We start from the raw sequence: 8,948 nt of genomic DNA on the forward strand, positions 1-8,948 counted from the left end.
ATTAATATCTCTACCCCCCCCCCCTCCACACCCCGCCCCGAATAAACAGCACGGCGCCCTCCACCCTAGCAGGGGGGGCTGGCCCGCGCCGGGCTACACCTACCTACCTACCTGCCGATGGCCGCGGCCATCACACGAACTGCCGAGACCAGGCCGTCGATCAGCTGGCCCTGCCGGAAGGAACTCAGCGCCGCGGTGACGCCGAGCTGGCAGACGCGATCGTTCGCGCGGTCGGCGACATCGCGGCCCGCACGCACCTCGATGGCCTTTTCGTTGGGCGAGACGGCGATGAGCACCGAGCGCGCCGCCTCCGGTGTGGTGGGGAAGATCGCGTCCGCGCCCGCGGCCGTGTCCGCACCCAGATCGCCGATGTAGACATTGAAGCGCACCTTGGTCGCGCGGGTCGCCTCGGTGAGCACGTTGTCCATCGTGAGCCGCTCGTGATCGTTGAACGGCGCTTCCTTGAACACGTCGCCCGCCTCGTGCACGCCGGAGACGCGCCCGCTACTGGTGATCGCGTATCCGTGCGGCAGATCGGCTTCGACCACCGCGGGCCACTTAGAACCTGCCACTTGCCCGTCCTCCGATCAGCTCCACCTCGGTGGACTCGATGGCCGCATGCTGTCCATGCGAGGTCTCTGCGATGTGGTGACCCGAGATGGTCACCTCGTCGGTGGCACTCCACAGCACCGGCGCCTGGGTCCACTTCTGGCCGAGGGCGAAGTGGACCGGCTTCTCGCCAGGCAGTGGCTTACCGAGAAACGACAATCCGGCGATGACGCCGTAGATCACCAGCGGGATGCCGACGAAGATCAGCACTGTCTCGAGAATGCTCACAGGTCAAAGGTAGACGATCGTCTGTAGTAGTTCTCCGTCCGGTCGAACCATTGACCTGTCCGTGTCCATGCCACCCCACCGTGACCTGGGCTTTTCGTCTGCCTTCAGACCAACCATGCCGTCGCGTCCGGCGGCAGCTGGCCGCCGTCGGACGGCGCGCTGGCCAGCAGCACCTCCCCGGGCGGTAGCTGGATCGGCGCGGCCGAGGCGTTGAGCACGCAAACCAGTCCGCCGGGCCGCCGGAACGCCAGGCAGCCCGGCGGGCTGCCGTACCACTCGATCCGGTCCCCGGCGAACTCCGGACGCAGTCGGCGCAGCTCGATCGCCATGCGGTACAGCGACAGGGTGGAGCCGAGGTGCTCCAGCTGCGCTTCGACAGTCAGCTCCGCCCACTCGAATGGCATCGGCAACCAGGGCGTCCCGCTGGTGAACCCGAACGGCGGCGCGGTGCCCTCCCACGGCAGCGGCACCCGGCAGCCGTCCCGGCCGCGCTGGGTGTGCCCGGAGCGCTCCCACACCGGATCCTGCAACACCTCGTCGGGCAGATTGTCCACGTTGGGCAACCCGAGCTCGGCGCCGTTGTAGATGAACGCCGCGCCGGGCAGCGCGAGTTCGAGCAGGATCATCGCCCGCGCCCTGGCGACACCGACCGTGCCGCCACCGTATCGGGTGACCTCGCGCTCGATGTCGTGGTTGGACAGCGTCCAGGTGGGCACCGCGAACACCGGCCCGACAGCGGCGAGTGAGTTGTCGATCGCGTCGCGCACCGCCACGGCGTCGAACGCGGACTCGGCGAGGCGGAAATTGAAGGCCAAATGCAGTTCGTCGGAGCGCACGTACTCGCCGAAGCGGGTGTTGTCGTTCACCCACACTTCGCCGATGGTCACCGCGTCCGGATACTCGTCGACCACCTTGCGGATCCGGCGGTGGATCTCGTGAACCGCGGGGTTGTTGAAGCGCGGGTCGCTGTCGTCGTGTTCGAGCAGGGCCGAGGCGGCGAGCTCGGGCATGTCGGGCAGGCCGTCGGGTTTGGCCATGCCGTGCGCGACGTCGAGCCGGAACCCGTCCACGCCACGGTCGAGCCAGAACCGCAGGGTCTGCTCGAAATCGGCGGCGACCTCGGGATCGGCCCAGTTCAAGTCGGGTTGTTCGCGGGCGAAGATGTGCAGGTACCACTGGCCCGGCGTGCCGTCGGGTTCGGTGACCCTGGTCCAGGCGGGCCCGCCGAAGATGCTGGGCCAGTTGTTCGGCGGCTCGGCGCCGCCGGGACCGCGGCCGTCGCGGAAGATGTACCGGTCCCGTTCCCGGCTACCGGGGCCCGCGGCCAGCGCCGCGCGGAACCACGGGTGCTGATCGCTGGTGTGGTTGGGCACCAGGTCCATGGTGACCTTGATCCTGCGGGCATGCGCCTCGGCGATCAGCGCGTCCATCGCGGGGAGACCGCCGAAGAGCTGGTCGATGTCGCGCGGATCGGCGACGTCGTAGCCGCCGTCGGCCATCGGGGAACGCATCACCGGACAGACCCACAGCGCGTCGACGCCGAGCAGTTCGAGATAGCCGAGTTTGTCCCGGACTCCGCCGAGATCACCGATCCCGTCACCGCTCGAATCCGCGAAGGATCTCGGATAGACCTGGTAGAACACGGCCGACCGCCACCACGGCTGGGTGGTGCGATCCACCGGGGCAGTTACGGCTGGTACATCACTCACACCCGCAATAGTGCCAAAGTCGAATTTCCTGCCACCGCAACGCGGTCGAACCCAGCCCGGCCCGGCGCGCGCGAAGGTGCTGTCAGAACGGGGCGTTCAGCAACGAGTTGGCGGCCATCTCCAGGTAGTCCAGCAGCGCCTTGCGGTGCTCGTCGTCGAGGGTTTCGGGCTCGATCTCCGCGACCGCGATACGCATGCAGCGCAACCAGGCGTCGCGCTCGATCGGTCCGATGGTGAACGGCATGTGCCGCATGCGCAGGCGCGGATGGCCGCGCTCGTCGGAGTAGGTGCGCGGCCCGCCCCAGTACTGCTCGAGGAACATCCGCAACCGGCGCTCGGCCGGACCGAGGTCTTCCTCCGGATACAGCGGACGCAACACCTCGTCGGCCGCTACCTCACGATAGAACGTCGCGACGATCCGCCGGAACGTCTCCGCCCCGCCGACCGCCTCGTAGAACGACATCGCTGTCTGCTCGCCCGAAGTCATAGACCCTCTCGATTCACCGGATGCGCCGCTGTCCATTGTGCCCGCGGCGGCGCGCGGCTGCTCTCCCACGGCAGCTCAGCGCCGGGAAACGTCGCGGCTGGGCAGCTCTTCAGCGACAGTTAACCGGACATTGTTGGAAATCACCGTGCAATACCCGACGTTCCATGGTCAACTGGGTGACAGTCTCTGCTCCGCAGATACCACATGATCCTGCCAATCATGAAATCGAGGTCGAGATGAAGCAGCGGCACAGTGCGCGGTCACACGAGGCCCGAGCGCACCGACAACTCCAGCCCGCCGACGTCCACAATCGTGGGTCGGGGGCTACTCCGCTGCACATCGTGTCCGAACATTATCCGGGTGGACATCGTGGCCATCACGACCATGGCCCCCGCCCCACCGCACCGCCCGCCGAGGGCACCAACTGGCTCAAGACCAGGGTGCTGCTGCTGAACGCCACCTACGAGCCGCTCACCGCTTTGTCCGCGCGCCGCGCGATCGTCCTGCTCATCTGCGACAAGGCCGACGCCGTTCATCACAACGACGAGGGGCCGGTGGTGCACTCCGCCGAGACGTCGGTCGCCATCCCTTCGGTGATCCGCCTGCGCAGCTACGTCCACGTGCCCTACCGCGCCCGGGTGCCGATGACCCGAGCCGCCCTCATGCACCGGGACCGCTATCGGTGCGGCTACTGCGGCGGCAAGGCCGAGACCATCGACCACGTGATCCCGCGCAGCCGTGGCGGAGAACACTCCTGGGAGAACTGCGTCGCCAGCTGCGCACCGTGCAACCATCGCAAGGCCGACAAGCTGCTCAGCGAGCTGGGCTGGACCCTGCGGTCCCCGCTGGTCTCGCCGAAGGGCCCGCACTGGCGCCTGCTGTCCACCACGACGGAACTCGACCCGGTGTGGTTGCAGTATCTCGGCGAAGGCGCGGCCTGATCGATCAGGTGTATTCGACCACGAGCGTCGCCCAGGTCGGCGACGCCAAGGCTTCGAAAACATGTGGTCGATCGCCCGGGTAGGCGATGTAGTCGCCGGGATGTAGCTCGACCGGTGCATCGACGGGGCCGACCAACGCGCGACCCTCGGCGAGCAGCACATGCTCGACGACACCCGGGATGTGCGGATCCGATCTGCGCGCATGCCCGGGTTCCGCGGTGATGCGGAACAGATCGCGCCGTGAGTTGGCCGGACCGGCGGCCAGCAACGTGGCTCGATACTCGGATTGCTCGGCGGCCACCACCGGACCCTGGCCCGCCCGGATCACGTGAACGTTCGGGCGCGGCGGGTCGAGCAACCGGGAGAACGGCATATCCAGCGCGACGCACAGCGCCCACAATGTCTCCAGGCTCGGATTCCCGTTCGCCGATTCCAGTTGCGACAACGTGGATTTCGCGATGCCTGCCCGATGGGCGACCTCGCTCAACGACAACCCGGCCCTGGTGCGCTCGCGGCGCAGCGCGGCGGCGATCACCGCCTGGGGCGTGGTCGTCGCATCCTGCTGCGTCATGCCAACAGAAAACCATATTGACGAACCGGCCTGCCATGTTCACCATAGAAAACATGCGTTCGATATGGCGAACACTGAGTCGGGATGCGCTGATGGGCATCGTGGCCGTCTGCGCCGCCGTCGGTGTGATCGGGATCTCCTACGGGGCAACCGCAGTCGGTGCGGGCTTCCCGATCTGGTTGCCCATCCTGCTCGGGTGCGTGGTGCTCGCCGGAAGCTCGGAGTTCCTTTTCCTCGGCATCGTCGCCACCGGCGGTAGTCCGATCGCGGCGGTGCTCGCGGGGCTGCTGGTGAATGCCAGGCACCTGCCCTACGGGCTTTCGGTTCCCGACGTAGTCGGCACCGGCTGGCGGCGGACGCTCGGGGTCCATCTGATGAACGACGAGTCCGTGGCGCTCGCCATCGCGCAGCCGGACGCGCGGCGCAAGCGGGCGGCCTACTGGGTCACCGGTGCAGGCGTGCTGCTCGCGTGGCCCGGCGGTGCGGCGATCGGAGCGTTGATCGGGTCGGTGGTCCCCGACACCTCGGCCCTCGGATTGGACGCGGTGTTTCCCGCGGTGCTGCTCGCGCTGGTGCTGCCTGCCCTGCGCGATCGAGCCACGCTCGGCGCGGTGGGCGCCGGCACCGCGGTCGCGTTGGCCAGCGCATCCTTCTTGCCCACCGGATTGCCCGTGCTGCTCGCCCTTTCAGGGGTGCTCGTGGCGGCGCGCGAACGGCCGGGCCCGGTCGCCACACAGGAAGCGCGATGATGCTGGCCGCCGGAATATTCGCACTCGCCGCGGGCACCTACGCCTTCCGCTGGGCCGGTCCGGCGCTGCGCGAACGGGTCCACGTTCCAGCACGGGCGATGCGGCTGCTGGAGATCGGCGCGGTCGTCCTGCTCACCGCGCTCGTTGCCGTCACCACACTGCCGCTCGGCAGGGGCGATCTCGGATTCGCGGTTCCCGCAGGCGTTCTCGTCGGTGGAGCGCTCGCCTGGAAACAGCAACCCATCCTGGTGGTGATCCTGGCCGCCGCCGCGACCACAGCGCTGCTGCGCCTGATCGGCGTCACATGACCATCCCGAAAGGCGTTCTCCGCCAGCGTTTTCTACTTATGCGGGGCGGCGCCGTCCCCTCCTACTGACGGCGCCGCCCACCCTATCGATCGTTCCCGGGCGGCCATGTGCTACTACGGAATTCGCCGCAGCACCCGGCACACACTCCGTCCGCCCACCAAGGCCATCGCGCACACTGCGGCGATAACTACGGCCCGCGGCGAGCCACAGCAACAGCTTCAATGCGTCACCGACGGCATCGGCGAAGTTCCCCGCATATGCCCGACCTCGACTTTCGAGTCAGAGGGAGACCCCGACTCCGTTCGTGACCAAGTGGCCGCCACGTCCGCGACCAACTCGCCACAGGCAGGCACCCACCCGCACGCCTCCACGACGGCGCACCTAGATGCCGCGCTTTCCATCTCACGCAACCACACCGGCTCCACTCCCGCTTACGAGCGAAGCGAGATCGAGCATCCCCGTTCGCGGCCCGGCTCGCGTCCGAGTGGCCGCCGCGCAAGCGACGAAGTCGCAAGCGGTGGTCGCTCGGACGCGAGCCATAAGGGGGCCGCGAACACGCAGCACCGCAGGCGCTGCAAATTAGACACAGCTCACTGCGGCAGGAGTGTGATCCCGCCGCCGAGGCGGCGGGCGACCGAGCCGTACCGGGCGTCCAGCCGCAACCATGTTCTGGTTGCGCGGACCCGAACGATCTCGGCGGGCGGAATGCGGCGCGGATCGGCCTTCTCCCCCGAATGCGGGATGAAATCCATGGCCGTGAGCGCGAAAACGACCCGCATCGGCACCTGCACCTGGGTGCCCGCACCGGACACGGTCAGCACGGCCTGGTCGAGTAGCGACGCGGGCGGGCCGTGGCTGCTGCCGTGTTCCTTCGCCAGCCGCGCACCCTGCTCGGCGAGTTCGACCAACGTGCGCGCGGGCACGTCGTCGACATGCGCGAAGCCGTCCGAGGGCGGCAGTGCGCCACGCCAGGCGGAGTCCATCGAATATCCGAGGTCGATCGGACTACCGCCGGCCAGCCCGGCCAGCACCAGATCGGCGCCGACGGTCACGTCGTCGACGCCGAGTTCGGCGACCACGGTGCGCACCGCCAGTGCCTCGAAACCGGTCGCCACCCATGCGGCCACGTAATGCTCCCCGCGGCGGCGCAGGCGCACCACCGCCGCGGGATCCAGACGCCCTGCCCTGGTCAGGAAGGTCGCGAGATTCTCCCGCTCCGCCGGATCGGACACGTGCAGCACTCGTTGTTCCGCCATCACGGCTGCTCCGCGGTCACCACTGGACGATCACCCACGCGCGAGGGCTCACTCCATCCACTCGGACAGATAGTCGCGCTCGGCGTCGGTGAGCCTGCGCAACCGCTGCGCCCGCATGTCGAACGCCGCGATCTGGGTGGACGCGACCACCGCCGCCGGTGAATCGGGCTCGGCCCCGGAGGCACGCACCTCGTAGCCGATGGTGAAATCGACCGCGCGCACCTGCTCGATCCACATCGCGATATCCAGTGGCGTGTCCTCGTGCCGCAGCTGGCCGCGGTAGCGGACCCGCAGGTCGGCGAGCACGCAGCCCTCGCGCAGCGGCGCGGTCGGGCGGCCGTCCTCGAACAGCCACGGGATCCGCGCCTCCTCCAGCAGCGTCACCATGCGGGCATGGTTGACGTGCTGGAACACGTCCATGTCCGACCATCTGACGTCCACTTTGGCGTGGAAGCGCTTGGGCAGCACAAGGCTGCCCGCCGCCGTCCCGTCTCTGTGCATCGACCTCGTCACCGTGGTACCTCCGACTGAGCGCCCACCCCGCTCACCATGCTCCGCACTTGCCGCGCTGCAACCGACAGCGTGGCGAGATCGTGGGTTCCGGACTCGAACAACTCCGACAGTGCCGCCCTGGCTCGGCCGAGGCGGGACTGGTTCTTCGACTCCCAGTATGCAATCTTCTCGTCCGCCGTCTCCTCGGGGTCGCCACCGGAGAGCACGTCGAGGGTCAGCGAACGCAGCGACCCGTACATGTCGTCGCGCAACGCCAGCCGCGCCAGCGCGTGCCAGCGGTCGCCGCGTTCGAGGTGGCTGACCGCCTGCAGCAGCCAATCGATCTTGAGGTGATCGTTGAGCGCGTAGTACAGCGAGCCGACCTCGTCGCCGTCCCGGTCGGTGATGTCGGCGATGTCCACGATGTCCAGCAACGGGAACAAGTTGAGCAGGCCGAAGACCTCGGTGGCCAGATCGGTCGGAGCACCGCGCGCGATCAGTTCGGCGGACTGGTCGGTGAGCGTGGATACGTGGTGTCCGCGCAGCCAGCCCGGCACCTTCGGTGCGAGCTCGCGCACCTCGTTGCGGTACCGGCTGATTTCCGAGCCGACCGCGATCGGCTGCGGCCGGTTGCTCAGCAGCCACCGGGACGCTCGATCCAGTGTCCGCTTGGTTTCCAGCTCGAGCAGGTCGCGCACCGAGGTGGGTGCGTCGCATACCCGGATCCGCGCCCACATCTCGTGCAGGTCGAAGATCCCGCTGGCCGCGGCGAAGGCGCGTACCGCGTCGGTGGTGGTCGCGCCGACCTCTTCGTTCAACCGGTGCGCGTAGGTGATGCCGCCGTAGTCCACCATCTCGTTGGCGATCATGGTGGTGACGATCTCCCTGCGCAGCCGGTGCCGCTTGATCGCCGCGCCGAAACGGCTGCGCAGCGGCGTCGGGAAGTAGTCGGGCAGCCGCGCGGCGAAGTACTGGCTGTCGGGCAGGTCGGAATCGAGCAGATCGGCTTTGAGCGACAGCTTCACGTGCGCCATCAGGTTGGACAGCTCGGGCGACGCCAGACCAGCGCCGTCTTCCCGCCTGCGCTTCATCTCCTGCTCCGAGGGCAGCGCCTCGAGTTCGCGGTCCAAGCCGCGGCGCTGCTCGAGATCTTCGATGAGCCGCATCTGGACACTGAGCATCTGCGACGCCTCGGTGCGCGAAATACCCATCAGGAAGTTCTGCGCCACGTTGTCGCGCAGAACCAGCTGCGCGACCTCGTCGGTCATCGAGGCCAGCAACGGGTTGCGCTCGGTGTCGGGCAGCTGTCCGCCGGAGACGACGGCGTCCAGCAGGATCTTGATGTTCACCTCGTGATCGGAGCAATCCACGCCCGCGGAGTTGTCCAGCGCGTCGGTGTTGATCTTGCCGCCGTTGCGGCAGAACTCGATGCGCCCCAAGGCGGTCGCACCGAGGTTGCCGCCCTCGCCGACCACCTTGACCCGCAACTGGTTTCCGTTGACGCGGACCGCGTCGTTGGACTTGTCGCCCACCTCGGCGTTGGTCTCGGTACTCGCCTTGATGTAGGTCCCGATACCGCCGTTCCACAGCAGGTCGAC

General features: G+C 68.1%; 11 protein-coding genes. 3 read left to right on the forward strand and 8 right to left on the reverse strand.

The window, feature by feature from the left end; genetic code table 11:
* Positions 1-107 precede the first annotated feature (107 nt).
* The 4 genes from AB0M45_RS33515 to AB0M45_RS33530 all read right to left on the reverse strand — a co-directional run bounded on the left by AB0M45_RS33515 (position 108) and on the right by AB0M45_RS33530 (position 3,033).
* Positions 108-572, reverse strand: coding sequence for a DUF5130 domain-containing protein (locus tag AB0M45_RS33515; protein WP_364337457.1), 465 nt, complete (start codon positions 570-572; stop codon positions 108-110).
* Positions 559-837, reverse strand: coding sequence for a hypothetical protein (locus AB0M45_RS33520; protein ID WP_364337459.1), 279 nt, complete (start codon positions 835-837; stop codon positions 559-561). The genes AB0M45_RS33515 and AB0M45_RS33520 overlap by 14 nt, the downstream gene beginning before the upstream one ends.
* 104 nt (positions 838-941) lie before the next feature.
* The gene (locus AB0M45_RS33525) at positions 942-2,516 is read right to left on the reverse strand and encodes a glycoside hydrolase family 13 protein (protein WP_364337474.1); all 1,575 of its coding nucleotides are present in this window, start codon (positions 2,514-2,516) and stop codon (positions 942-944) included.
* A 112-nt stretch (positions 2,517-2,628) separates the two neighbouring features.
* Positions 2,629-3,033, reverse strand: coding sequence for a globin (locus AB0M45_RS33530; RefSeq protein ID WP_364337461.1), 405 nt, complete (start codon positions 3,031-3,033; stop codon positions 2,629-2,631).
* A 236-nt stretch (positions 3,034-3,269) separates the two neighbouring features.
* Here AB0M45_RS33530 and AB0M45_RS33535 point away from each other — a divergent pair, with 236 nt between their 5' ends.
* A complete protein-coding gene (locus AB0M45_RS33535) occupies positions 3,270-3,974 on the forward strand; it encodes an HNH endonuclease (RefSeq protein ID WP_364337476.1) in 705 nt (234 codons plus the stop codon).
* A 4-nt stretch (positions 3,975-3,978) separates the two neighbouring features.
* Here AB0M45_RS33535 and AB0M45_RS33540 read toward each other — a convergent pair whose 3' ends face one another.
* Positions 3,979-4,545, reverse strand: coding sequence for an XRE family transcriptional regulator (locus AB0M45_RS33540; RefSeq protein ID WP_364337463.1), 567 nt, complete (start codon positions 4,543-4,545; stop codon positions 3,979-3,981).
* A 53-nt stretch (positions 4,546-4,598) separates the two neighbouring features.
* Between AB0M45_RS33540 and AB0M45_RS33545 the strand changes: the two genes are divergently transcribed.
* Positions 4,599-5,294 (forward strand): AzlC family ABC transporter permease, encoded by a 696-nt coding sequence (locus AB0M45_RS33545; RefSeq protein ID WP_364337465.1) that lies wholly within the window; start codon positions 4,599-4,601, stop codon positions 5,292-5,294.
* A complete protein-coding gene (locus AB0M45_RS33550; protein WP_364337467.1) occupies positions 5,291-5,602 on the forward strand; it encodes an AzlD domain-containing protein in 312 nt (103 codons plus the stop codon). Before AB0M45_RS33545 ends, AB0M45_RS33550 begins: the two co-directional genes overlap by 4 nt.
* A gap of 590 nt (positions 5,603-6,192) precedes the next feature.
* Here the strand turns inward: AB0M45_RS33550 and AB0M45_RS33555 are convergent.
* The 3 genes from AB0M45_RS33555 to AB0M45_RS33565 form a co-directional block, all read right to left on the reverse strand.
* Positions 6,193-6,858, reverse strand: coding sequence for a hypothetical protein (locus AB0M45_RS33555; protein ID WP_364337469.1), 666 nt, complete (start codon positions 6,856-6,858; stop codon positions 6,193-6,195).
* Between the two features lie 48 nt (positions 6,859-6,906).
* On the reverse strand, positions 6,907-7,359 hold the full coding sequence (locus AB0M45_RS33560; RefSeq protein ID WP_195132490.1) for a thioesterase family protein: 453 nt from the start codon (positions 7,357-7,359) through the stop codon (positions 6,907-6,909).
* 8 nt (positions 7,360-7,367) lie between these two features.
* A partial coding sequence (locus AB0M45_RS33565) for an NAD-glutamate dehydrogenase domain-containing protein (protein WP_364337472.1) occupies positions 7,368-8,948 on the reverse strand: 1,581 nt, incomplete at its 5' end.

The sequence above is a fragment of the Nocardia sp. NPDC051787 genome (assembly GCF_040681325.1).
Classification (GTDB): Bacteria; Actinomycetota; Actinomycetes; order Mycobacteriales; family Mycobacteriaceae; genus Nocardia.

Bases quoted from the DNA above. Each gene is read 5' to 3' on its own strand.
- AB0M45_RS33530 (WP_364337461.1), bottom strand. From the start codon at position 3,033: ATGACTTCGGGCGAGCAGACAGCGATGTCGTTCTACGAGGCGGTCGGC.
- AB0M45_RS33535 (WP_364337476.1), top strand. From the start codon at position 3,270: ATGAAGCAGCGGCACAGTGCGCGGTCACACGAGGCCCGAGCGCACCGA.
- AB0M45_RS33540 (WP_364337463.1), bottom strand. From the start codon at position 4,545: ATGACGCAGCAGGATGCGACGACCACGCCCCAGGCGGTGATCGCCGCC.
- AB0M45_RS33545 (WP_364337465.1), top strand. From the start codon at position 4,599: ATGCGTTCGATATGGCGAACACTGAGTCGGGATGCGCTGATGGGCATC.
- AB0M45_RS33550 (WP_364337467.1), top strand. From the start codon at position 5,291: ATGATGCTGGCCGCCGGAATATTCGCACTCGCCGCGGGCACCTACGCC.
- AB0M45_RS33555 (WP_364337469.1), bottom strand. From the start codon at position 6,858: ATGGCGGAACAACGAGTGCTGCACGTGTCCGATCCGGCGGAGCGGGAG.
- AB0M45_RS33560 (WP_195132490.1), bottom strand. From the start codon at position 7,359: ATGCACAGAGACGGGACGGCGGCGGGCAGCCTTGTGCTGCCCAAGCGC.